Raw genomic sequence first — 22973 nt, 5'->3', positions numbered from 1 at the left:
TGCGACAGGTGCGACAGGGCATGCCGCACACTGGTGTGTGCCGCCGTGTCGACTCGCGATGTCAGTGGGTCATGTAACCCTCTGTGATGACGGTCGTGTCGGGCGTCATTGGAATTCGTGCAAGAGGAGGGGCCATGACCGGGACTGACCGGGGCTACACGTCGATCGAGATCTGTGCTGGCGCTGGCGGACAGGCGATCGGACTGCACTTGGCCGGATTCAGGCACCTTGCCCTCGTTGAGATCGACAAGTACGCGGCGGCGACCCTGCAGGAAAACATCGAGGTGCACCCGAAGTGGGATTGGGAGCGCGACAACTGCGATGTGCTCTGCAAAGACGTGGTGGACTTCGAGCCTGAGCGTGATCTGAAGAAGAGCGCTGGTCTATACCGGCGAGGTGAAGTGGATCTGCTCGCCGGAGGCGTCCCATGCCCGCCGTTCTCCCATGCTGGCAAGCAGCTCGGCGAGGACGATGAGCGCGATCTCTTCCCCCGCATCCTGGCCCTGGCCGAGCTCATCCGTCCTCGGGCCGTGATGATCGAGAATGTGCGGGGCCTCATGGACGCCAAGTTCGACGACTACAGGTCACGGATTCAGGCGAGCCTAGAGGAAATGGAACCCGGGGTCGACGGTCTGCCCGGCTACAAGGTTGTGGCGTGGAAGGTTTACGAGGCGGAGAAGTTCGGCGTTCCGCAGCTGCGGCCCCGTTCCATCCTCGTCGCCTTCCGGAAGGATGTCCTCAAGGATCTGAAGTACGAAGCTCCGGCGCCCAGCGCTAAGAGGGTGAACGTGTTTGATGCGCTTGAGGAAACGATGGCACAGCGCATCGAGCCTTTTTTGGCAGGGACTCGGGCCGCCGAGGCACGTCGCGTGTTTGAGGACTGGAAGAAAGACGCCGTCAAGGATGTGGCTCCCACGCTTGTGGGCGGATCCAAGAAGCACGGCGGCGCAGATCTCGGTCCCAGCCGGGCCAAGAAGGCTTGGCGGGCTCTTGGAGTCTCGGGCATGGGCGTGGCCAACGCGCCGGTGAACGGGCAGCCGACTGGCACTGAAGACCGGGATCTTTTCGGCGCCGACGGTCCCATGCTTACGGTTCGACAGGCAGCGATCATTCAGGGATTTCCGACTGAGTGGGACTTCACGGGCGGAAAGACGGCCCAGTACCGGCAGGTCGGAAACGCGTTTCCACCGCCCGTAGCGCAGGCCATCGGCGAATCGATCATCGAAGTGCTCGAGGCCGACCGCAAGCGCGGTAACAGTCGGTAACATTCGGGGGAATTGGGGTCGGCTTAGGGGTGCGAGCGCGATGAAACGGGCTCGCACCCCAGCCGTATTTCATGGGAGCGGACTGTCCAAGTGCGCCAGGAGGGCATGGATGTCTTCGGCGTCCATGCCCAGACCCGTGGTCTCCTCCTCCTGGAGATCGCCGAGTTGGCGTACCGCAGGGTCGTCGAGCACGCTGCCCAAGAAATGCAGTTTCTTCTCGAGACGCATGGCGACGATTTCATCGATCGTCCCACGGGCCGCTAGGACGGTGACATTTGTCTTGGTGTCCGGAGGCAACCCCAGCCGGTGAATGCGGTCAAGGCTCTGGAGGAAACGGCCCGCCATGAAGTCACGATCCACATGCACGGCGTCGTGACAGACCTGGTGGAGGCTGATGCCTTCACCAAGGGTCGCGGGATGGGAGATCAAAGCCATGCACGACGGGTCCGTACGAAATCGGCTCAGTCCGGCTTCACGCTCCTTTGCAGGCGTTGCTCCGTAGACGGACGCTGGGGCATGTGGTGCCAGCAACTCTTTAGGGTCTTCTGGCTTCGGATGAACCCAGTCCAGATCAGCGTCTTGCGACCGGCCCGAGCATTACTTGCGACAGTTCGTACGGTTTCCGCGCACTTGGGTGAAAGTTCATACCGAGGAATCCGCTGGATCAGAGCGTGCAGAGAATCGCCATCTGGGACGTCTATCGCCGGCAGCTGAAAGGCGAGTGGGTCATACGTGCTGTCACTTGGGGCCAGCAGGGCCGGACTGATCGCGGCCATGAGCACGCGCATCGCTGCCTTGCCGAGAGAAGCCAGGTCGCCCCGGCGAGCAGACGGGTTTCCCTTGAGCGTGGTATACAACTCACGGTGCAGTGGGGGAAGTTCCACGAAGCGGACGAGCGGTTCAAATGGGGGGGGAGACCCAGTTCCTTCTTGGTTGTCCGCGTGAAGAGTGGACGCAGCGGCTTTGCTCCGAGGCGGACATGATCCTCCAGTACGCGCAGAACGGGCGCGATGTGCAGAAACTCGCGGCGATCGCCTATGAGTTCATGCTGGGGACAACGTCATTGCCAGGCACGTGCTCAAGATGTCTCTCGCGCAGTAGGAGTGCCGGGCGGGCTGTCGGGTGGGGCCTGGCGTCTTGTTGCCACCGTATGGCAGATGACCTGACTGCACCTTTCCGCCGCCTCGTGCTCCCAGAAACGTAGAACGAGCCAGCCGGCCAAGCGAAGACGCTCGTCCGTATCACGGTCACGGGCCATGTTCCGGGCCACCTTGTCGGACCAGTAGCCGGGATTGGTCCTAGGGGGAACGTAGTGCTGAGGACAGCCGTGCCAATAGCACCCATCGATGAATACGGCTACCTTCGCCGGCCGGAAGACCATGTCTGCGGTGCGGCGTAGGTCCGGGAGAGGACGCGCCGCTACTCGGTATCGCAGCCCCTGAGCGTGCACAAGCTGACGGACCAGGCGCTCTGGAGTGGTGTCCCGGCTTCGGATTGCCTGCATGTTGCGCCGTCGTGCGGCGGACGACGCCCAGGAACCCTCTGGCGGTACCCAGGAGGTCTGTGACGAATCTGGTTCTGGGGTTGGATTGGTCATCTGTGCTGATCTACCTGGGGAACAGAGACGGCGGGGTGGCGGGGATGTCTGGCCGACCTTCCGCGTACGGCCACATCGCCTGGGAATTCGAGGCCCACAAGTGTACGCGATCTCGTGTCAGGCCTCCCTGGTGTGTGACGGCAGAGCGGGCGCCGGCTCAAGTGGATCACTTGGCTGGGCGAGAACCCACTGTCTTCCCTCCAGTGTGACTCTGTTGGAATCTCCGTGATGAGGCGGCGAGGGAACCACTCGTGCGCTGACGAATTCGCCCTCTTCCGGGAGAGGGAGCCCGAGCCGGCCGGCGATCTCGCGGTGGCTGGCGTAGTCCCCCATGATGAGGATGCCCTCGGCCCTCAGCGCAGACCGGCTGCCGCTGTTACCGCGGACCCGCTTCATGTAGTCCTTCTGCTGTGCGACCGTGCGCACGACGTTGCGACCGATGCGTCGTCTCTGGGCGCGCCTGAAGAGTTCGTTCAAGCGGCGCTGTCCCGAGCCTGCTGCGAACACCGCGTCTCGGTCCACGGCATCCATGTGCAGGAGTACGTTCTCGGGTAGCGGTTCGTCGAGCCACAACCACTGGATCTTGTCCCGATGGTGCGCTTTGATCGTGAGCTTGAGATCGCGATTGCTCCCGGAATTCAGCCACTCATCGCGTATCCGGACAAGGCCAGCACTCCAGACGGACTTGTAGTCGTCCGCCCAGGCGACCAGGCACAGATGACCCACCGCCTCAGGCGGAATCATCCAGCCGCCGAACTGCTGGGAGTACTTGCAGTCCACGTCAATGCCGGCAATCTGGTAGTCCATGGCGTCACCGTCAGCGAACCTGAACTCCCGCTGCAGGTTGATCTCCACCAGCGTCCCGGCGTGAGTCTTCTCAGTCTTGAAGAGCGTCTTCCAGTCGTAGCGTCCGGTGACTTCGCCATTGAGCAGCTGGTCGATGGTCTCACGAAGGACTTTGGCGAAGCGTCGGCCTGAGGGGTCGAGCGCCTTGATGTGCTCGTAGATCTTGTCGAGTTCAAGGTCGGGCCCGGCTGTTGCTTGTCGCAGCGCGATCGACGTTGCGGCCTTGATGTCCGCCTCTTCAAAGGGAAGCATGCTCCACCCCGTCGTTTGGTTGATTAGGTGGGTGTTGGCTGGAGTGCGTCAGAACGCGTTGACAATAACGGCATCCGGGCGGCTGGAGTCTCTCGTCTGGAAGCGCACCAGCCGCTGCGTCGTATCGATGGCTGCCTTTGGCGGGATTACTGTGAACGCCATGATGACCTGGTCGGCCGGCGCACTGCCCGTCGCGGCGACCGCTCTCAATTCTTCGTCCTGAGCGCCTTCAATGACGGGATACAGGAGTGCAACGCCTCGAGTCGCGCCGAGCGCGGCGGAAGCGTCTCCAGGATCGGCCATGTCCGGGCTGTCGATCAACTGCTGCGCGTACGAGCGATGTTCCATGCCTGAGATACGTCCGAAGGAGGCCTTTCCTGCCTGACGGCTTCGACGGAACAGAGAGAAGGGCCCGTGGCCCAGCAAGGAAGCCTCGATCCGGTTGCGCGGTGTGCGCTGAGGGGCGATGACCAGCCAGTCATCGACCCTGGACAGGCGGCCGTCAAGTTGGGACAGGTAGTTCAGATGCGGGGTGAGTACATTGCCGGCTTCCCATTCCAGCGAGCTGAGGATGGAGAGTAGTTGGGCGTGCGACACGATCGTGGTAGCTGCTTGGAAGCTTCGCGACAGAGGCGAGGTGGCGTCTGGAAGCAGACGGCACGTCGTCAGAGTGCTGCCGAACGCGGAGAGAACCGGATTCCAGCGCTCGGTGTTCCGTGCTGTCATTTTGGCGTCCTGCGGGTACGCCGCCGGTTCGATCGGGATGCCCGGCGACCGCACCTCCACCAGCTCCGCGTTGAACATCTTGTTGCGGGCCGACGGTTTCACCCATTGCAGGTGCTGGGCGACCAGAGGGGGGATCTGCGCCGGGGTCACCTGGGGGCGGCCGTCCACCAGGGGGGCGTAGCGGGTCAGTTCGGCGCGGAAGAGTTCCTCGTCCCTGCAGATCGCCTCGAAAGCCTCGTACAGGTCGACGGTCTTGGCGTTGCGCGCGCGGCCGAGGGTCTCCTCGCGGCCGATGTAGAGGCGCACGAGGTCGCGGTAGCCGGGTCGGAAGCCGAACCAGCGGCCCATCTGCATCAGGGTGTCGGCCTGCTGCGTCGTGCGCCGGTAGTACGTGATCGTCAGGCCCTCGACTGTGAAGCCCCGGGACAGCTTGGTGCCGCCGACAAGGATCTTCCAGACGTTCGGGGTGCGGTCGAAGTCGAGGTCGGGCTGTGCGTAGTCGCGTTCGCTCGCGCCGTTGACGACCATCACAGGGCCGCCACCCTGGTTGATGAGGCGGCGGGCCTGGGAGACGTACGGCTTGACGTCCGCGTACGTCGCGGGCGTGGGCAGGGAGTCGTCCGTGAAGGTACGGAAGTCCTTCTCGAAGAGGGCTTCCAACCGTCCGTGCCCCTCGGGGCCCGTGTACGACGCACGCTCCCACATGCCGTTGATGCGCAGGGCGAGAGCGGCGTGCTCGGCCATCCGGACCGATTCGTGCACGAGCATCGTGTGATGCCGGAACGGGCCGGAAGGAACCCCGGCCTCGGACCGGTAGAGCTTCAGCGCACCGCTGAGGACGAAGGCGTCAAGTGCCTCCTGGAGCCGGTCACCCGTGGAGTCGTAGATGCCTCGGACGTGCCGCCGCTCCGCCTGCCCCTCCTCGTCGACCAAGTCCAGGTCATGGAAATCCTGAACTCCCATGTAGCCGGTGGGGCGAGGGAGGGAAATCAGGAAGTCGCGCGGGAACAGGTCCTCCTCGTCACCCGGGTCGATGAACACGTTGGCGAAGGGCGTCGCGGTGTAGCCGACGTACTGAGCACGGGGGAGGAGCGTGAGGAGCTTGCTGATCTGGCCGTTGATCGCAGTGCGGGTGACCTCGCCGTCCTCCCACTTCCTCGGATCGGTCGTGTTCACCGAGGCCTGGTCCGACTCGTCGTCGATGATCAGGGTCGGGATCTCGCCGAGGATTGGCCCCATCTTCTTGAGGTCCGCGACGAGCTTCTCCAGTACCGACATGTTCTTCTTCACGACCATGATGCGTGCGCGGGCGGCGTACAGGTTCGCCGGGTCGTGGAGGGGTCGGGTCCGGTCGGGCTTCTCGAACTCCAGGGCACTGATTCCGCGTTCCAGCGCCATGTAGTCACGGTCACGAGAGGTGAGGCGCTCGATGTCGAAGGCACCGAGCAGCGAGGGGCGGGCTCCGAACGAGACGAACTTCGCTGGCCAGTCCTCGTCGTCCTGGTAGTCGATTCCGATCAACGCGTCCGGATCGTTGGGGTCGGCCGCGCCCAGGATGTTCTCTTGGCCGATCAGTTCCATGTCGAGGCGTCGCTGGGTCTGGCCGCGCAGCAGGTTCAGGGTCCCGCCGAGGACGATCACCAGGCGGTAGCCGGCGTCGATAGCTTTGGCCGTGACGCCGGTGAAGTTGGCTGTCTTGCCGGACTGTACGTAGCCGACGACCAGCCCGCGCGCGCCGTAGGGCTCTTCGCGCGTGGGGTCGGCCAGACGTTCCACGACCGCGTGGGCGGCCTCATCCAGACCCGCCACCGCCGCGTCGCTCCAGCCCTTGCCGCGTAGCAGGCGGTCGTACGAGGCCCAGTAGAAGGAGCGGTTCGCCGCGAACTCGCGGGTGTACCAGGGCTGGAACTCACGACTGATGGTGACGGGTCCCTGTTCCGTGTGAACGGGGACGGCGACGTCGAGCGCCTCGCGTACGTCGGCGTCGAACCCGAGCCGGGCATGGATCTCCGTTCGGCGCTCCAGGGTCCGTGGCGCTGTGGAGGACCATGCCGGAGACTGCTCGAAATCCCAGGCCGTGAGCTTGCGTTGCCACAAGGAGAGCAGCTCGTCACCGGGATCCGCAGTGCCGATGCGGTCGCGGAAGCAGGCCAGGTCGGTGTCGGCCGGGTCGTCGGTCTCGCTGAGGGCGAAGGCGAGTTTGGCGAAGTGCCTTGGGCCGCGTCGGCTCATCGCGTCGAGGACCTCACCGTGGAGGTCTGTGAGGCGGTCAGGAGTGGTTGTGTTCTCGACGATCACGGCGGCTTGATGGCCTCTCAGATGGCGGGGATGTGCGGCGGGCATGGGTAGATCACGCCTCGTCGCGGGCGAGTTCCGCCCGGACCGCGGTGACGAGCACGCTGTTCCACAGGGCGACCTTGTCGGTCTGGTTGGCCCAGACCCGTTCTTTCTGGAAGATCTCGTTGAGCATCAGATACAGGAGGCTCTTGAGGACCGGGGCGTCGTTCGAGCCTCCATGGCGATCCCCGTTGAAAGCGTGCCGGTAGTCCCTGTTGAGGACGACGAGACGTTCCTTGTGGTCGATCGTGAAGAGCAGTTCGGCAGAGTCGACGTTGGGCGGTACGTCGAGTCTCGCCCAGCTGAAGGTGATGGGGTCGTCGCCCTCCAACTGCGGAAGTTCGTCGCGCAGCGTGCGCTTCACCTTCGGGTCGATGCCCTTGCCCGGCGGGATGACGGTCATGCGCTTGACCTCGGTGCGCCGCTTCGCGGCCTCGCGGTATGTCGTCGCTGCCTCGTGGACGTACTCGGTGAACGTGTGACCGGAGAGGGCCGCCGCCTTTTCCAGCCCCCGGGTGAAGGCGGGGGTGACCTGGACACCGTCCTTCTTGACGGTGAGGGCGAACACGCCGTTCGGTCTGGGCGGCAGGTCCACGGCGATCCTGGCCAGAGCGAGGTGCCCCTCCGGGCTGCGGGTGTCGTTCCAGCCGCCCGCCTGAACGAGCCGGTCGTTCCGGTAGAGGTAGAAGCCCTGGCGCTCGGCGAGCGGTCCGATGCCGCGATAGGCGACCAGCGGAGACTTGGGCGGCCAGATGTGTGCGGTGAGCGCGACGTCCCCGAGGCCCTCGACCGGCGCGACGTACGTACGGGGGTAGCCGACGCGGCCCGGGATCCGGTAGCCGAAGGGGTCGATCGGCTCCACGCCCCGGTGGTCCAGTTCCTCACGGGTGTGCACGTCCTCGACGACGATGTCCACGTGGAAACCCTCACGAGCGAGGAAGCGGTGGAGATACAGGCCGAGATGGGTCTCCAGGCGTTCGATCGCGTCGTTGAGGTACCGGTCGGTCTGACCTGCGGTGATGGTCTCGAACGCGCGGACCTGGTCCCAGCGCACGATGGTGCCGTGCCAGCCGATGATCCCGTCGTAGCGGTCGACCAGGTTCTGACAGTACGTCGCGTCAACGATGTCGCAGGTGAAGTCGGCCTGCGCGCGGGCGGTGAGCCAACGGCGCCCGGCCGACGGACTGCGCTTGGTCCGGCTGATCACGGTGAGCGCATCCGCGTGCGAGAGGGAAGCGGCTTTGAGGCCGGCTCCGAAATGCCCGAGGGCGCCCTCGGCGTACGTCTCGCGTCCGCCGACGGTCATGGCCGTGTCCAGGCTCGCCTCGTCCATCCCCTGGCCGTCGTCGATGACGAGCAGGCCGACGAGGCGGTCCCGCCCGCCGCGCTCGCCAGTGTCCCGCAGGAAGCTCACGACGACGTCACGCGCTCCCGCGTCGATCGAGTTGTCGATCAGGTCGGCGATGGCCGCTTCGAAGCCGTAGCCCTGGTGTGCGAGCGACTCGAACGACCGGGCGGTCGGGGGTAGTCGCTTGCTTCCGCTGGTGGGTACATCGAACTGCCAGTCCGACGAAGGCTGGTAGGGCGCCATACACGTTCCTCGCGGGCAAGGACATGTCCGGTACGAGTACGGACACGCCAGTTCAACCTGGTTACGCGTGACGTTAGCGTGAGCGAGATGTGAAGGAGTAGTGGGTTGAGAAAGAAGGGCTGGAGCCCGGATTCACTCCGCCCCGTGACACTCCCCATAAGCATCCCCCGACCCGCACCAGCACCCCGCCCCCCGCGACGGCGGCCAGGCCACTGCCAGGCCTCGGGCTGCGAGCGTGGTCGCGTACTGGGGGAGGAGGGTCGTGTCCGAGGGGGAGGAGGCCTCGGAGGCTGCGAAGGCTTCGTAGGAGGGGACCGTGGCGGTGACGATGCCCAGGTTCGGGGTGCCCGACGAGGCCAGTTCGCGGAGGGAGGACTCTATGGTCGCGAGGTGCTCCTCGTGGGAGGGGTACTCCTCGGCGAGGTCCGGGTACGCGGCGACCAGTTCGGCCAGTTCGGGGGCCGACCAGTGCAGGACCGCCACCGGGAACGGGCGGGAGAGGGCCTCGCGGTAGGCGCCCAGTTCGGCCTGGAGGCGGCTGATCTCGGCCTGGAGCTCCGCCGGGTTGTCCGAGCCGAGCGACCAGATCCGCTTCGGGTCGTGGAGCTCGTCCAGGGAGATCGCGGACGAGTGCTGGGTGTCCGCCAGCGCGTCCCACTCGTCGTGCGCGGCGCCCAGCATCCGGCGCACCCGGTGCCGGCCGAAGAGCAGCGACCGCGTGGCGTACGGCGGCTCCGCCACGTCCGTCAGGAGCAGGGTCGCGCCCTCGGTGAACGTGTCCTGTGCCGCTTCGAGCTCGTCGTGGGTCTCCAGGGCCTCGGCCACGATGACCCACGGCGCCGGGTCCCGGGGTGCCGCCGCGCGGACGCCGTCGATGATCGCGCGGGCCTCCGCCTCGTGGCCGTACTCCCAGAGGTTCGACGCCTTCAGAGCGCGCACCAGGTGGGGGTTCTCCAGCGGGTCCGTCGAGGACAGCAGGCGGTCGTAGAGCGCGGTCGCGGCTGGGCGGTCTCCGGCCAGTTCGAGGTGGGCCGCCGCCTGCACGAGCAGGTGTTCGGCGTCCTCGGGGTAGAGGCCGGCGGTCCGCTCCAGGCGTGCCGCTTCGGCGGTGTGGTCGACGTTCTCGGCAGGCGTGTCGGGGCGCATGGATGACACCGTACTGCCGTTGGCCGACAAAGAAGAGAGAGGTGCTGGCCACAGCGGCGGGAGTCACCAAGGGCATATGCGGGAGGGGTGGGAAGGGTGCCTGCCCCGTGCGGCGGGTGAGGGCGGGAGGCCGGTGCGCCGGTCGTGGCGGCCCGAGTTCCCCCGTGAGTGCGGCGCGGAGCCGCCCCGTCGCTCTGGTGACTTCACGAGGTGGCGCCTATCGTGCGGGCCGGCGAAGGGGGCGGTCGGATGTGGGCTCCGGGGATCGTGCACCACGGGACGCGGCGACGGCGGGCGGTGTACCGGCGGGTTGTCTGGAGCGGTGCCGAGGTGCTCGTCACCGTCGGGGTGGTGCTGCTCCTCCTCGTCGCGCACCAGTTGTGGTGGACCAACCGGCAGGCGCGGCAGGGCGCGGAGCACAAGGTGCAGGCGTTGGAGCGGGAGTGGGGGAGGGCGGGAACTCCCGGGGCGGCGGGGACAGCCCCGGGAGGCGACGACTACGGTTCCGGTTCCGCCTCCGGTTCCGGGGCGGGAACGGGGGACGGGGGTCAGGACGGGAAGAGCGGCGCCGGTGCCTCCACGGGGACGGCGTCCTCGCGCGGGGCCTCCTCCGACAGCGCCCGGACGACGCCCCGTTGGTCCCAGGCGTACGCCGTCCTCGGCATTCCCCGACTCTCCCTCCGGGTTCCCGTCGCGGAGGGCGTCAGCAAGGCGGACGTCCTCAACAAGGGGTACGTCGGCCACTACAAGGGCACCCAGCAGCCGGGGCAGGCGGGGAACTTCGCGCTCGCCGGGCACCGGAACACGCACGGGGAGCCGTTCCGGTACCTGCCGAGGCTCAGGCGCGGCGACACGATCACCGTCGAGACGAAGAGCGCGGTCTACACGTACGTCGTCGACCGGACCCTGCCGCAGACCTCGCCGAGCGACGGCGGAGTCATCCGGCCGGTACCGCGCAGCATCGTGCGCCCGTCGTACGGGTACAGCGAGCCCGGGTACTACATCACGCTCACCACCTGCACCCCCGACTACACCTCCCGGTACCGGATGGCGGTGTGGGGGAAGCTCACGGCGATGCGCCCCCGATGAGGGGGAGGGCCGGCGAGGGGTGAGCCTCGCCGACCCGACCGCGGCGCGTGCAGGCGGGCCGACGCGGCGGCTGCTTCGGGACGGTCGGCGGTGAGCATCCTGTATAACGAACGGAAGGACCGACGCACGCGCCACGGACGAGAGGAGGGGCAGCCGATGATCCGTACCTGGGCCAACGCCCGTCCCGCCGCCGTCCTGGTGCTGCTGCTCCTCCAGGTCGCCCTGTTCGACACGGGCAGCCTCTCCGCGACCGTCGCGCTCGCCGCGACCGCCGCCGCCGGGTCCGCCTTCGCGGCCTGCTCGCTCATCGTGTCGCGCTGCGCGCCCGCCGTGCCCCGCACCCGGGTCCGTACGGCCATCCGCGACCGCGCCCGCCGTACGGCCTTCCTCGCGCAACGCGACCCGGACGCCCAGGGGCGCCCGCGGCCCAGGGCGCCCGGACACGCCCTCCCGACGGCCGCGTAGGGCACCCCTCTCCACCTTCTCCACCCTCCCGGTGACCCCGCGTGGTCCGTCATGCCGTATTCCGCATCCCCGGCACGACGAGACCCCCGGAGGGCTCACCCATGTCCACGTTCCTGTCCGCCTTCGCGCACCTGGTCGAGAACTTCGCCGACCTGCTCCAGCCCCTGTTCCACGCCTCGGCGGCCGCCGTCGCGATCGTCCTGTTCACCGCGCTCGTACGACTCCTCGTGCACCCCCTGTCGCGGGCCTCGGCGCGCGGACAGCGGGCGCGGGCCGCGCTCCAGCCGCAGATCACGGCGTTGCGGAAGAAGCACGGCAAGGACCGTGAGAAGTTCCAGAAGGCCCTGATGGAACTGCACGCCGAGGAGAAGGTGTCGCCGCTCTCCGGCTGCCTGCCCAGCCTGTTCCAGATGCCGGCGTTCTTCCTGCTGTACCACCTGTTCTCCAGCTCGACGATCGGCGGCGACGCGAACTCCCTGCTCGGCCACACCCTCCTCGGAGCCCCCCTCGGCGGGCGCTGGGCGGGCGCGCTCGGTGACGGCGGGCTGTTCGGTGCCGCCGGTCTCGTCTACCTGGCCCTGTTCGCCGTCGTCGCCGCCGTGGCCACCTTCAACTTCCGGCGGACCAAGCGGATGACCGCCTCGGCGGCTCCGGCAGCGGTGGGTACGGACGGCGAACCCGTTCCCGGCCTCGCCTCGATCAACAAGCTCATGCCGTTCATGTCCTTCTTCACGCTCTTCACCGTGGCCGTGGTGCCGCTGGCCGCCGCGCTGTACGTCGTCACCAGTACGACGTGGAGCGCGGTGGAGCGGGCGGTGCTCTACCGGGACATGCCGGGAGCGGCCCCCGTCGCGGCCGCCCTCGTCTGACACCGGGTGAGCTGCCGTCCCGGCGGTCCAGTCCGTGAACGGGGTCTTGCGGACTGGACCGCGAGCTTGGAGGATCGACCAGTCATCCGATGGCTGCACCCGTCGGTCGACGCCCGCGATCGAGGGAGATGGTGATCATGAAGCTGCTGCGAGTCGGTACGGCGGGGTCGGAGCGACCCGCGCTGCTCGACGCCCAGGGGACTCTGCGGGATCTGTCGGGTCTCGTTCCCGACATCGACGGGGGACTGCTCGCCGACGAGGCCGCGCTCGGACGGATCCGTTCCGCCGCCGAGTCCGGTGAGCTGCCCGTGCTGGACGCGACCGGGCTGCGCGTCGGGCCGCCGGTGGCCCGGATCGGCAAGGTCGTGTGCATCGGGCTGAACTACCACGACCACGCCCGCGAGACCGGGGCGGAGGCGCCCGGCGAGCCGGTCGTCTTCTTCAAGGCCTCGGACACCGTGGTCGGTCCGGACGACACGGTGCTCGTGCCGCGCGGGTCGGTGAAGACCGACTGGGAGGTCGAGCTGGCCGTCGTCATCGGACGTACCGCCCGCTACCTGGAGTCCCACGAGGAGGCGCTCGCCCACGTCGCCGGATACGCGGTGGCGCACGACGTCTCCGAGCGCGAGTTCCAGATCGAGCGTGGCGGCACCTGGGACAAGGGCAAGAACTGCGAGACGTTCAACCCGCTGGGGCCGTGGCTGGTGACCGCGGACGAGGTGCCGGACCCGCAGGCGCTGTCGCTGAAGCTGTGGGTGAACGGCGAGCTGAAGCAGGACGGTACGACCGCCGAGCAGATCTTTCCCGTCGCGGAGGTCGTCCGGTACGTCAGCCACTTCATGACGCTGTACCCGGGCGACGTCATCAACACCGGTACGCCGGCGGGGGTGGCCATGGGGCAGCCCGAGCCGAAGCCGTACCTGCGGGCCGGGGATGTCGTGGAGCTGGAGATCGAGGGGTTGGGGCGGCAACGGCAGGAACTCAAGGGCGCGTAAGCGCTCCGCTGGGTTCGCCGTGGGGGTCCGCTGGGGCGGGGTCTCCTCTTGGCCGCGGGTGCGTTGTGGCTTGTCGCGCCGTTCCCCGGCGCCCCTGAGTCGGCTTCCGCCTCATGCTCGCTGCGGGTGCGTCGTGGTTGCTCGCGCCGTTTCCCGCGCCCCTGGACGGGCGGCCCGATCCCTTCGGCCGCGGGTGCGTTGTGGCTGCTCGCGCCGTTCCCCGCGCCCCTCTCGGGGCGCGGGGCATGGGTCGTTATGCCTTGAGGAACTTTTCCAGGGCCTCGACCACCAGGCGGTGGTCCTCGATCTGGGGGAGGCCGGAGACCACCACCGTGCCGATGACGCCCGTGTCCTTGACCGTGAGAGGGAACGCCCCGCCGTGGGCCGCGTACGTGTCGGGGTCCAGGCGGGAGGAGTCCTCGAAGGTCGTGCCCTTCGCGCGGAACCGGGAGCCGACCAGGAGCGAGGAGCAGCCGTAGCGCTCGACCACGCGGCGCTTGCGGTCGATCCAGGCGTCGTTGTCCGGCGTCGAACCGGGCAGCGCCGCGTGGAACAGTTGCTGGCCCCCGCGACGGATGTCGACGGCGACCGGCGCGTTGCGCTCGCGGGCCAGCTCGACGAGGAGCGTGCCGAGGGTCCAGGCGTCGTCGTGGGTGAAGCGGGGGAGCGTCAGCCGGCGCTCCTGCTCCTCCAGCTCGGCGATCTCGGGTGCGGCGGGCGCGTTCACAGGGACACCACCACTCCCTCGTGCGCGGAGCGGCGGGCCGCCTCCAGGACGTCGAGCGCGGCGGCGGCCTCGTGCGCGGTCACCGGGTTCGGTGCGCCGTCACGCAGGGCGGCGGCGACGGCCGCGTAGTACGCCGGGTAGGCACCCGGGACCGTGGGCTGCGGGCGGCCGCCACCGGTCAGCGGCGACTCGCCGGAGCCGACGCGGCCCCACAGCGACTGCGGCTCCACGCCCCACGGGGACACCCCGCCGGGACGCCTGCCCTCGCGCAGGTCGGCCTCCTGGGGGTCCAGCCCGTACTTGACGTAGCCCGCCTGCGAGCCGAGGACGCGGAAGCGCGGACCGAGCTGCGCGGTCGTCGCGGAGACGTAGAGGTGGGAGCGGACCCCGCTCGTGTGCGTGATCGCGATGAACGTGTCGTCGTCGGTCGCCGCGCCCGGCCGGCGGATGTCCGTCTCGGCGTACACCGAGGCCGCGGGGCCGAAGAGGACGAGTGCCTGGTCGACGACGTGGCTGCCGAGGTCGTAGAGGAGACCTCCGATCTCTGCCGGGTCGCCGGACTCGCGCCAGCCGCCCTTGGGCTGCGGACGCCACCGCTCGAAACGGGACTCGAAGCGCCAGACGTCGCCCAGTTCGCCTTCGGCGACGAGTCCCTGGAGGGTCAGGAAGTCGTTGTCCCAGCGGCGGTTCTGGAAGACGGAGAGCAGCAGGCCGCGCTCGTCGGCGAGGGTGGCCAGTTCGCGTGCCTCGGCCGCCGTACCGGCGATGGGCTTGTCCACGACGACCGGGAGGCCCGCCTTGAGGGCCGCCGTCGCGATCGGGACGTGCGTCTTGTTCGGGGACGCGATGACGACGAGGTCGAGTTCGCCGGCGCGGGCCAACAGGTCGTCGGGTGTGGCGGCGAAACGGAGTCCGTCGCCGAACTCGGCGCGGGCCTGTTCCTGCCGTTCCGGATGGGAGGTGACGACCGTGTCGAGGGTCAGGCCCTCGGTCGAGGCGATCAGCGGGGCGTGGAAGACGGAGCCCGCGAGGCCGTAGCCGACGAGACCCACACGGAGGGGCGTACCAGTCATGCCTGTCATGCCTCCCACTTTCGCAACGCTGTTGCCAAAGTGCAAGCGCGGGGGACAATGGGTCCCGTGAACAGGACCGATGTGGGTGGGGGCGGTGGCGTGACCGGGGTGCCCGGAGGCTCCGGACGGGACAGGGGTGCCGGGGAGACCGAGGACGCGGGGCCGGCCGGGGGCGCGGGGGCCGCGGCGGTCGTCGGTGGGCCCGGGACTCCCGGGGTGAATCTCCCCGCTCTGCGCAGCCACAACGCCGCTCTGGTCCTCGACCTGCTGCGCACGGCCGGGGCCGCCGGGATCAGCCGGCTCGAACTCGCCGAGCGCACGGGACTGACCCCGCAGGCCGTCAGCAAGATCACCGCGCGGCTGCGGGCCGAGGGTCTCGCCGCGGAGGCGGGCCGCCGCGCGTCCACCGGCGGCAAGCCCCGTACGGTGCTGCGGCTCGTGCCCGAGGCCGGCCACGCCGTCGGCCTGCACCTCGACCGGGACGAACTGACCGCGGTGCTCTGCGATCTCACCGGCGCGGTGGTCGCCGAGCGGCGTGCCCCCCTGGACCTCGGGGCCGGGGCGGACGCGGTGGTCGAGGGCGCCGCCGGTGAGGTGGAGGCCCTGCTCGGCGGGGTGTCCCCGCTGGGCGTGGGAGTCGCGCTGCCCGGCCCCCTCGACCACACCCTCGGTGTCCTGCACCGGGTCACGGGCTTCCCCGAGTGGGACGGCTTCGCGCTGCGGGACGCGCTGGCCGGGCGGCTGGGGCTCCCGGTGGTCGTCGACAAGGACACCAACGCGGCCGCCCTCGGTGTCGCGGTGGGGGCCGGTTCCGGGTCGGTGGGCGGCGGGTCCTTCGCCTACCTGCATCTCGGTACGGGCCTGGGCGCCGGACTCGTGATCGGCGGGACCGTGCACCGCGGGGCCCGCACCGGGGCCGGCGAGTTCGGACACCAGGTCATCCAGCTGGACGGGCCGCTGTGCGAGTGCGGGAACCGCGGCTGCATCGAGGTGCTCTGCCTCGACGCGGTCGGACGCGGCACCCTCGACGAGGCGGCCCGGGTGCTCGGCGCCGGGGCCGCGAACCTCGTGGGCCTGCTGGACATCGACCTCGTGCTGCTGGGCGGACGGACGGTCGCCGCCCACCAGGAGGTCTTCGTACGGGGAGTCGGCGCCGTCCTCGGGGAACGGGCCCGGCGCGAAGGCGGCGGCACGGCGATTCCGGTCGGCGTGGCTCCCGGTGGTGCGCGCGGTGTGGCCGAGGGCGCGGCCCAGCTCCTGCTGGCACCGCTCTTCGGACGGGGGGACGGCTGATCGGAGCGGCGGGGGGTCCGGTGGCGGAGGGCCGGTTCTCGTGGCTCGGGATCAGGGCCCGTCCGGGCGGGTGATCCGGGGCGGGCGGGGGATTTCCGCCGCCGAACGGGGGTCCGGTGTGCGTGGCGTGCCGGGCGGCGTCGTCGAGGCGTGTCAAGGTCACGGCGCCATTGCCCCGTACCGCCTGACGCTTTCGAAGCTCCCGATCCCCGTCCCCCACCGATCGGCCCGAGGCTCCCCATGCGACTGCGTACGTCCCATCCGCTCGTCCCGGCCGCCCTCGCCCTGAGCGCGGCACTCGCACCGGTGCCCGCCCACGCGCTCGAACCGCGTCCCGCGTGCGTGGCGTCAGGCACCCATGACTTCCCCGTCACGAGCCGGATCCACGGCGGGCCGGACGACTACCGGCCGGGCGGCGACTCCGGGACCTGGTACCTCGACCTCACGAACACCACCGCGCACACCTGCGGCGCGATCCACCCCGTCGTCGTCCTCGTGGACAGCGGCCGGACGCTGCGGCCGGAGCAGCTGCGGATGGAGTTCTACGAGGGCGAGCGGGCGCACCCGGTGACGTTCGAGCGGAGCGACGAGGCAGAGAACGTGGCGCCCTTCGACGACGGATTCCCCGGGTTCACCGTGGCGCCCGGCCGCACCCTGACCGTGAAGGTGCGGCTCTCCTTCTCCTCCGCCGCGACCGCGCCGAACGACGTCGTGGCGAGCGCCTCGGTCGTGCAGCGGCACGGCGGCGACGGCGACTGGGTGGGGGAGTCGAACGAGTACCGGTTCCATGTCGGGGACGACGGCGAGGACACCGGGCGGGAGCGGGAGACCGACGAGGGCGGCACCACGGACCCCGGCACCGCCACGGCCGACGCGGGCACCGGCAGCGCGAGCCCCGGCGCGGGGACCGAGACCGGGGGAACCCGGAGCCCCGGAACCGGCACCGCGAGCCCGCGTGCGAGCGCCGGCGCTTCCGCCTCGGCCGGTACGGGTCTGGCGGCGCCGGACGTGGACGAGCTGGCCAGGACCGGACCCGGCGGCGCCCCGAACCGTCCGGTACTGGCCGCGCTCGCGGTCGCCCTGACGGTCCTCGGAGCCGGACTGCTCCTCGTGGCACGGCGGTTGCGCGGCCGCCGCCGCTGAGACCTGGCCGCCGCACGGCCCGCGCCGTCTGCGACGATCGTGTCCGTGGACTACCCGAACGACCAGGCTCCCGGCGCCCCCGTGCGCTCCGGCATCCCGGAGCACGGCCGCATTCCGAAGTACTACGCGGTGAAGGCGCACATCGCCCGGCTCGTCGACGAGCTGGGCGAAGGAGGGCTCCTCCCCACCGAGCGGGACCTCTCGGAGAAGTACGAGGTCGCGCGGGAGACGGTGCGGCAGGCGTTGCGCGAGCTGTTGCTCGAAGGGCGGCTGCGGCGGCAGGGGCGCGGCACGGTCGTCGCCGGCCCCAAGCTGGAGCAGCCGCTGTCGCTGGCGAGTTACACCGAGGGCGTGCGCAGACAGGGGCGGGTCCCCGGTCGTTCGCTGATCTCCCTGGACCGGTTCCCGTGTCCGGAGACACTCGCCGCGGAGGCGGGTCTTGAGCGCGGTGAACCGGTGTGGCACATGGAGCGGTTGCTGCTCGCCGACGACGAGCGGGTCGGCCTGGAGAGCACGTACGTGGCGGTCGCCCGGGTCCCCGGACTCGACACCGACTTCGATCCCGACTCCTCCTTCTACGCCTACCTCCACGACCGGCTGGGCATCGTGTTCGGCGACGCCGACGAGCGGATCGAGACCGTGCTGGCCACCCCGCGCGAGGCGCTGCTGATCGGCACGCCGCCCGCCCTGCCGATGCTGCTGATCCACCGGATCTCCCGGGACACCGACGGACGGCCGCTGGAGCGGGTCCGGACGCTGTACCGGGGCGACCGGTTCTCGTTCACCGCGCATCTCGGCGACTGATTCCGGCCAGATCGAGGCGGGCTGCGGCCCGCCTCTTTTCGTAACGAGAAGATAACGGGTCTAGCCCAAATGTGATAGGCAGTTCACCATCTGGTTGCTGTCCGGACCCTTCCGATTCCCCCGTACCGAGGAGCGTGGCCGTTGTGAGAGTGATAGTCGTCGGAGCCGGCGTGGTGGGCACCCTGCACGCCTGGCATGCACTGGAACGCGGCCACCAGGTCGTACAGATCGAGCGTGAGGCGGAGGCCCGTGGGGCCTCGCTGCGCAACTTCGGCCAGATCTGGGTGAGTGGCCGAGCAGGAGGAGAGGAGCTCGACACCGCCCTGCGGGCGCGGGAGCTGTGGGAGGAGATCGGCGCGCGGGTCCCGGGTCTCGGGTTCCGGGGCTGCGGATCCCTGACCCCGCTGCGCAACGAGCGCGAGATCGCCGTCGCCGAGGCCGCCCTGGCCCGCGACGACGCGGCGGCCCGCGGCTACAAGCTGCTCACCGCCGGTGAGGCGCGCGCCGTGAACCCCGCGCTGCGCGGGACCTTCGAGGCCGCCCTGTCCTGCGAGCGCGACGCGGCCGTCGAGCCGCGCACCGCCCAGGTCGCGCTCCGCGCCGAGCTGCTGAGGTCCCCGGACTACACCTTCCTGCCGGGCCGCGAGGTCCGCGAGGTGATCGGCGAGAACGCGGTCCGTGACGACCACGGCGACGTCCACACCGGTGACGTCGTGGTGCTGTGCACCGGCGCCTGGCTCGGCGGTCTCGTCCGCGAACTGGCCGGCCCCGAGCTGCCCGTACGGCGCGTGCGCCTCCAGATGATGCAGACCGACCCGCTGGGCGAGCCGCTCACCACCTCCGTCGCCGACGCGGACAGCTTCCGCTACTACCCGGCTTACCGGAGCGAGGCGCTCGACGCGCTCAACGAAGGACAGCCGCAGGCGCCGACCGCTGCCGAGCACCGGATGCAGCTGCTCATGGTGCAGCGCGCGGACGGCGGGCTGACCATCGGCGACACCCACGAGTACGAGCACCCCTTCGCCTTCGACACCCTCGAAGACCCCTACGACCACCTCACCGAGGTCGTCGAGTCCTTCCTCGGACGCCCGCTGCCGAAGATCCGGCGCCGCTGGGCCGGGGTGTACGCGCAGTGCACCGACACCGGCCGGGTCGTGCACCGCCAGCGCGTCCGGGACGGCGTGTGGCTGGTCACCGGGCCCGGCGGGCGCGGCATGACCTGCTCACCCGCGATCGCAGAGACCACCGCCGACCAGCTGGGATGGTGAACGAGATGACCGAGCCGAACGAACCCAACGAGATACGCCTAGTGGTGCTCGACATGGCCGGCACCACCGTGGCCGACGGCGGCCTCGTGGAGCAGGCCTTCGCCGCGGCCGCCGGGGAACTGGGCGTGGAGCCCGGGTCCGCGGACCACGCGGAGAAGCTCGACTACGTCCGCGCCACGATGGGCGAGTCCAAGATCTCCGTCTTCCGGCACCTGTTCGGCGAGGAGACCCTCGCCCAACGCGCCAACGCCGCCTTCGAGAAGGCGTACGGGGAACGCGTCGACGGCGGCGCCGTCGCACCGATCGACGGGGCCCGCGAGACGATCGAGGAACTCCGGGCCGGCGGCCGGACCGTCGTCCTGAGCACCGGGTTCGCCCGTGTCACCCAGGACGCCATCCTCGCCGCCCTCGGCTGGCAGGACCTGGTGCCGCTCACGCTCTGCCCGGCGGACGCCGGCGGCCGTGGCCGGCCCTACCCCGACATGGTCCTGGAAGCCTTCCTGCGGACCAAGGCCGCCGACGGGGTCCAGCAGACCGCCGTCCTCGGCGACACCTCCTACGACATGCTCAGCGGAGTCCGCGCCGGCGCCGGACTCGTCGCCGGTGTCCTCACGGGCGCCCACGACGAGGACGCGCTGCGCGCCGCCGGGGCCGGGCACGTCCTCGGATCGGTGGCCGAACTGCCCGCCCTGCTGCGTGAGTTCACCGGCTCCGGCGGGGACCGGTGATGAGCAGCGGGATCCGCTTCGACCGGGTGTCCGTCGCCTACGACGGCACCACGGTCCTCGACTCGCTCGACCTGACCGTCGAGCCCGGCGAGGTGATGGCCCTGCTCGGGCCGTCCGGCTCGGGCAAGACCACCGCGCTGCGGGCCGTCGCCGGATTCGTACGGCCCGCCGCCGGCCGGGTGTTCATCGGTGACCGCGACGTGACCGACCTGCCGCCGCACCGGCGCGGGATCGGCATGGTCGTCCAGCAGTACGCCCTCTTCCCGCACATGCGGGTCGAGGACAATGTCGCCTTCGGCCTCAAGGCGCAGAGGGCCCCCAAGGGCGAGATCCGCGGGCGGGTGGCCGAGGCGCTGGAGATGACCGGGATGGCGGCGTACGCGCGGCGCCACCCGCGGGAACTGTCCGGCGGGCAGCAGCAGCGCGTCGCCATCGCGCGGGCCCTCGCCATCCGGCCCGGTGTCCTCCTGCTCGACGAACCGCTGTCCGCCCTCGACGCCCGCCTGCGCTCCGGCATGCTCACCGAACTCGCCCGGCTGCACCGCGAGTTGCCCGACGTGTCGATCCTCTACGTCACCCACGACCAGGTCGAGGCACTGACCCTGGCCGACCGGATCGCCGTCATGGACAGGGCCAGGCTGCGCGACGTCGGCACACCCCAGGAGCTGTACCGGGCGCCGCGCACCGAGTTCACCGCGTCCTTCGTGGGCAACGCGAACCTGCTGCCGGTGACGGTGGGTTCCGGAACGGTGTCCCTCGCCGGGACCGAACTGGAGGTTCCGACCGGGGACGTCGCTCCCGGAGCCACCGCGACGCTGTGCGTACGCCCGCACCTCGTCGGGCTCGGCTCCGGCCCCAACCAGGTCACCGGGACCGTCGCCGAGGTGCAGTGGCGGGGCTCCACCCACCGGCTGTACGTGGACGTGGCGGGCCACCGGATGACGGCCGACCTCCGTGAGCTGCGGAACCCGCCGGTGCCGGGGGACTCCGTGGACCTGCACTTCGCGGCGGAGGACGCCGTACTGCTCTCGGCGGGCGTCCGCGGCAAGGAGGCCGTGGGAGCGGCCGGCGGGGGGAGCCGGGATGGCTAGCGCCGCGGTCGCATCCCCGGCGACGGCGGCCACCAGGACCAGGACCGGAGTCCCCGCCTGGATCTGGGTCCTGCCCCCCGTCGCCGTGCTCGGGCTGGTGTTCCTCTACCCGCTCGGGCTGGTCGTCCAGCAGTCGTTCCGGCCCGACACCGGGGGAACCTCGGCACAGGCCTACGGGGACGTGTTCGCCTCGACCGCGTTCCGGGAGGCGCTCGGCACCACGGTGTGGCTGGCCCTCGGATCGACGGCCGGCTGCCTGGTCCTCGGGTTCACCCTCGCCCTGGTCATCGCGTTCGTACCGTTCCCCGGGGGCAGGGCGGTCTCCCGGTTCATCGATGTCTTCCTGTCCTTCCCGTCCTTCCTGATCACGCTCGCGCTGCTGTTCGTCTACGGCACCGTCGGCATGGCCAACGGACTCTGGACGGGCGCCACCGGCGCCGCCGAAGGCCCCTTCCAGTTCCTCACCACGCCCTGGGGAGTGCTCCTCGCGGAGATCACGTACTTCACCCCGTTCGTGATGCGGCCGCTGCTCGCCGCCTTCTCCGGCATCGACACCGGCCGGCTGGAGGTGGCCTCCTCGCTCGGCGCGCGGCCCGCACGGATCGTGCGGCGGATCATCCTGCCCGAGGTGCTGCCCGCGCTCGCCGCCGGCGGCAGCCTGGTCCTGGTGCTGTGCCTGAACGAGTTCGGCATCGTCCTGTTCACCGGGGCCAAGGGCGTCACCACCCTGCCGATGCTCGTGTACAGCAAGGCGATCCTGGAGTCCGACTATCCGGGAGCGTGCGTCGTCGCCGTCGTCAACGTCCTGATCTCCGTCGGCCTTTACGGCCTCTACCGGGTGGTGAGCCGCCGTGTTGGTGCATAGCCGCAAGGGGAAGTGGGCCACCTGGGCCGTCTTCTTCGTCCTCTTCCTGCCCCTGTTCGCCCTTCCCCTGCTCGTCGTCCTCGCCGCGTCCTTCGCCACGAACTGGTCGAGCGCGTTCCCGTCCGGCTTCACCACCGGGCACTACGGCGCCGCCACCCGCGGTGAATCCCTCCAGGCCCTCACCACCAGCCTGGTCACCGCCCTCACGGCGAGCGTGCTCGCGCTCGTCGTGGGCACCTGGGCGGCGCTCGCCGGGCACGCCCTGAAGAAGCGCGGGAAGACCCTCCTGGACGCGCTGTTCATGCTGCCGGTCGCCGTGCCGTCCGTCGTCGTCGGACTGGCGGTCCTGGTCGCCTTCTCCAAGCCTCCGGTGCTGCTCAACGGCACCCGGTGGATCGTCGTCCTCGCGCACGCCGTTCTTGTCACGGCGTTCGCCCACCAGTCGGTGTCGGCCGCCGTCGTGCGTCTGGACCCCGCCTACGAACAGGCCGCCGCCTCCCTCGGCGCCCGGCCCTCCTCCGTGCTGTGGCGGGTGCGGCTGCCGCTGCTGCTGCCCTCGCTCACCGCCGCCGCGGGCCTCTGCTTCGCCCTGTCCATGGGCGAGTTGAGCGCCACGATGATGCTCTACCCGCCGGACTGGACCCCGCTTCCCGTCCAGATCTACGCGGCCACCGACCGCGGCGCCCTGTTCACCGGCTCCGCGCTCGCCGTGGTCCTCATGACGGCGACCGTGCTCGTGCTGTTCGCCGTCTCCCGGATCCGCACCAAGGCCTCCTACCGCTGACCCGCTGATCCGTCCCACC

21 protein-coding genes are annotated in these 22973 nt (G+C 69.8%); 13 read left to right on the top strand and 8 right to left on the bottom strand.

The features are described from left to right. Positions 1–134: 134 nt before the first annotated feature. Entirely contained in the window at positions 135–1265 is a 1131-nt protein-coding gene (dcm, locus tag B0675_RS04795) for a DNA (cytosine-5-)-methyltransferase (RefSeq protein WP_081217481.1), read from the top strand. 69 nt (positions 1266–1334) lie between these two features. Here dcm and B0675_RS42530 read toward each other — a convergent pair whose 3' ends face one another. The 6 genes from B0675_RS42530 to B0675_RS04765 form a co-directional block, all read right to left on the bottom strand. Then, complete coding sequence (locus tag B0675_RS42530) at positions 1335–1700, bottom strand: hypothetical protein (protein WP_081217480.1); 366 nt, start codon at positions 1698–1700, stop codon at positions 1335–1337. A 643-nt stretch (positions 1701–2343) separates the two neighbouring features. After that, positions 2344–2862, bottom strand: coding sequence for a very short patch repair endonuclease (locus B0675_RS04785; protein WP_081217479.1), 519 nt, complete (start codon positions 2860–2862; stop codon positions 2344–2346). Positions 2863–2979: 117 nt separating this feature from the next. Then, entirely contained in the window at positions 2980–3960 is a 981-nt protein-coding gene (locus tag B0675_RS04780; protein WP_081217478.1) for a NaeI family type II restriction endonuclease, read from the bottom strand. Positions 3961–4008: 48 nt separating this feature from the next. Continuing rightward, positions 4009–6918, bottom strand: a complete 2910-nt coding sequence (locus B0675_RS04775) for a Z1 domain-containing protein (RefSeq protein ID WP_241539892.1) — start codon at positions 6916–6918, stop codon at positions 4009–4011. A 118-nt stretch (positions 6919–7036) separates the two neighbouring features. Beyond that, a complete protein-coding gene (locus tag B0675_RS04770; RefSeq protein ID WP_081217476.1) occupies positions 7037–8614 on the bottom strand; it encodes an ATP-binding protein in 1578 nt (525 codons plus the stop codon). Between the two features lie 132 nt (positions 8615–8746). Beyond that, on the bottom strand, positions 8747–9760 hold the full coding sequence (locus B0675_RS04765; protein ID WP_081217475.1) for an SEC-C domain-containing protein: 1014 nt from the start codon (positions 9758–9760) through the stop codon (positions 8747–8749). 249 nt (positions 9761–10009) lie between these two features. Between B0675_RS04765 and B0675_RS04760 the strand changes: the two genes are divergently transcribed. The 4 genes from B0675_RS04760 to B0675_RS04745 all read left to right on the top strand — a co-directional run bounded on the left by B0675_RS04760 (position 10010) and on the right by B0675_RS04745 (position 13178). Beyond that, positions 10010–10849, top strand: a complete 840-nt coding sequence (locus B0675_RS04760) for a class E sortase (protein WP_081217474.1) — start codon at positions 10010–10012, stop codon at positions 10847–10849. A 156-nt stretch (positions 10850–11005) separates the two neighbouring features. Further along, a complete protein-coding gene (locus tag B0675_RS04755; RefSeq protein WP_081217473.1) occupies positions 11006–11314 on the top strand; it encodes a DUF6412 domain-containing protein in 309 nt (102 codons plus the stop codon). A gap of 101 nt (positions 11315–11415) precedes the next feature. Further along, positions 11416–12183 (top strand): YidC/Oxa1 family membrane protein insertase, encoded by a 768-nt coding sequence (locus B0675_RS04750; protein ID WP_081217472.1) that lies wholly within the window; start codon positions 11416–11418, stop codon positions 12181–12183. A gap of 137 nt (positions 12184–12320) precedes the next feature. Then, positions 12321–13178 carry a fumarylacetoacetate hydrolase family protein gene (locus tag B0675_RS04745; protein WP_081221589.1) on the top strand — a complete coding sequence of 286 codons (858 nt, stop codon included), beginning with the start codon at positions 12321–12323 and terminating at the stop codon, positions 13176–13178. Between the two features lie 253 nt (positions 13179–13431). Here B0675_RS04745 and B0675_RS04740 read toward each other — a convergent pair whose 3' ends face one another. Beyond that, positions 13432–13905: a heme-degrading domain-containing protein gene (locus tag B0675_RS04740; protein WP_081217471.1), complete on the bottom strand. Its 474-nt coding sequence runs from the start codon at positions 13903–13905 to the stop codon at positions 13432–13434. After that, on the bottom strand, positions 13902–14987 hold the full coding sequence (locus B0675_RS04735) for a Gfo/Idh/MocA family oxidoreductase (protein WP_081217470.1): 1086 nt from the start codon (positions 14985–14987) through the stop codon (positions 13902–13904). Before B0675_RS04735 ends, B0675_RS04740 begins: the two co-directional genes overlap by 4 nt. Before the next feature lie 57 nt (positions 14988–15044). On the opposite strand from B0675_RS04735, the gene B0675_RS04730 reads away from it, so the two are divergent. From B0675_RS04730 to B0675_RS04695, 8 genes are all read left to right on the top strand, one after another. After that, entirely contained in the window at positions 15045–16271 is a 1227-nt protein-coding gene (locus B0675_RS04730; RefSeq protein ID WP_241539696.1) for an ROK family transcriptional regulator, read from the top strand. A gap of 240 nt (positions 16272–16511) precedes the next feature. Beyond that, positions 16512–17414 (top strand): hypothetical protein, encoded by a 903-nt coding sequence (locus B0675_RS04725; protein WP_081217468.1) that lies wholly within the window; start codon positions 16512–16514, stop codon positions 17412–17414. 45 nt (positions 17415–17459) lie between these two features. After that, positions 17460–18218, top strand: coding sequence for a GntR family transcriptional regulator (locus B0675_RS04720; protein WP_081217467.1), 759 nt, complete (start codon positions 17460–17462; stop codon positions 18216–18218). Between the two features lie 143 nt (positions 18219–18361). Then, positions 18362–19486: a TIGR03364 family FAD-dependent oxidoreductase gene (locus B0675_RS04715; protein WP_081217466.1), complete on the top strand. Its 1125-nt coding sequence runs from the start codon at positions 18362–18364 to the stop codon at positions 19484–19486. 5 nt (positions 19487–19491) lie between these two features. Then, a complete protein-coding gene (locus tag B0675_RS04710; protein ID WP_081221588.1) occupies positions 19492–20214 on the top strand; it encodes an HAD family hydrolase in 723 nt (240 codons plus the stop codon). After that, positions 20214–21305 carry an ABC transporter ATP-binding protein gene (locus B0675_RS04705; RefSeq protein WP_081217465.1) on the top strand — a complete coding sequence of 364 codons (1092 nt, stop codon included), beginning with the start codon at positions 20214–20216 and terminating at the stop codon, positions 21303–21305. Before B0675_RS04710 ends, B0675_RS04705 begins: the two co-directional genes overlap by 1 nt. Further along, complete coding sequence (locus B0675_RS04700) at positions 21298–22170, top strand: 2-aminoethylphosphonate ABC transporter permease subunit (RefSeq protein ID WP_081217464.1); 873 nt, start codon at positions 21298–21300, stop codon at positions 22168–22170. Before B0675_RS04705 ends, B0675_RS04700 begins: the two co-directional genes overlap by 8 nt. Next, entirely contained in the window at positions 22157–22954 is a 798-nt protein-coding gene (locus B0675_RS04695; protein ID WP_081217463.1) for an ABC transporter permease subunit, read from the top strand. The genes B0675_RS04700 and B0675_RS04695 overlap by 14 nt, the downstream gene beginning before the upstream one ends. The last annotated feature ends 19 nt before the right edge of the window (positions 22955–22973 follow it).

It is taken from the genome of Streptomyces sp. M41(2017) (assembly GCF_002078175.1).
In the GTDB taxonomy this organism is placed as follows: Bacteria; Actinomycetota; Actinomycetes; order Streptomycetales; family Streptomycetaceae; genus Streptomyces.
Note: the sequence above shows the minus strand (reverse complement) of the source record. Positions and strands in the feature narration are given on the sequence as shown.

Excerpts from the sequence above, each read along its gene's own strand:
- dcm (WP_081217481.1), top strand. The coding sequence starts at position 135 with ATGACCGGGACTGACCGGGGCTACACGTCGATCGAGATCTGTGCTGGC.
- B0675_RS42530 (WP_081217480.1), bottom strand. The coding sequence starts at position 1,700 with ATGGCTTTGATCTCCCATCCCGCGACCCTTGGTGAAGGCATCAGCCTC.
- B0675_RS04785 (WP_081217479.1), bottom strand. The coding sequence starts at position 2,862 with ATGACCAATCCAACCCCAGAACCAGATTCGTCACAGACCTCCTGGGTA.
- B0675_RS04780 (WP_081217478.1), bottom strand. The coding sequence starts at position 3,960 with ATGCTTCCCTTTGAAGAGGCGGACATCAAGGCCGCAACGTCGATCGCG.
- B0675_RS04775 (WP_241539892.1), bottom strand. The coding sequence starts at position 6,918 with ATGAGCCGACGCGGCCCAAGGCACTTCGCCAAACTCGCCTTCGCCCTC.
- B0675_RS04770 (WP_081217476.1), bottom strand. The coding sequence starts at position 8,614 with ATGGCGCCCTACCAGCCTTCGTCGGACTGGCAGTTCGATGTACCCACC.
- B0675_RS04765 (WP_081217475.1), bottom strand. The coding sequence starts at position 9,760 with ATGCGCCCCGACACGCCTGCCGAGAACGTCGACCACACCGCCGAAGCG.
- B0675_RS04760 (WP_081217474.1), top strand. The coding sequence starts at position 10,010 with ATGTGGGCTCCGGGGATCGTGCACCACGGGACGCGGCGACGGCGGGCG.
- B0675_RS04755 (WP_081217473.1), top strand. The coding sequence starts at position 11,006 with ATGATCCGTACCTGGGCCAACGCCCGTCCCGCCGCCGTCCTGGTGCTG.
- B0675_RS04750 (WP_081217472.1), top strand. The coding sequence starts at position 11,416 with ATGTCCACGTTCCTGTCCGCCTTCGCGCACCTGGTCGAGAACTTCGCC.
- B0675_RS04745 (WP_081221589.1), top strand. The coding sequence starts at position 12,321 with ATGAAGCTGCTGCGAGTCGGTACGGCGGGGTCGGAGCGACCCGCGCTG.
- B0675_RS04735 (WP_081217470.1), bottom strand. The coding sequence starts at position 14,987 with ATGACAGGCATGACTGGTACGCCCCTCCGTGTGGGTCTCGTCGGCTAC.
- B0675_RS04725 (WP_081217468.1), top strand. The coding sequence starts at position 16,512 with ATGCGACTGCGTACGTCCCATCCGCTCGTCCCGGCCGCCCTCGCCCTG.
- B0675_RS04710 (WP_081221588.1), top strand. The coding sequence starts at position 19,492 with ATGACCGAGCCGAACGAACCCAACGAGATACGCCTAGTGGTGCTCGAC.
- B0675_RS04705 (WP_081217465.1), top strand. The coding sequence starts at position 20,214 with ATGAGCAGCGGGATCCGCTTCGACCGGGTGTCCGTCGCCTACGACGGC.
- B0675_RS04700 (WP_081217464.1), top strand. The coding sequence starts at position 21,298 with ATGGCTAGCGCCGCGGTCGCATCCCCGGCGACGGCGGCCACCAGGACC.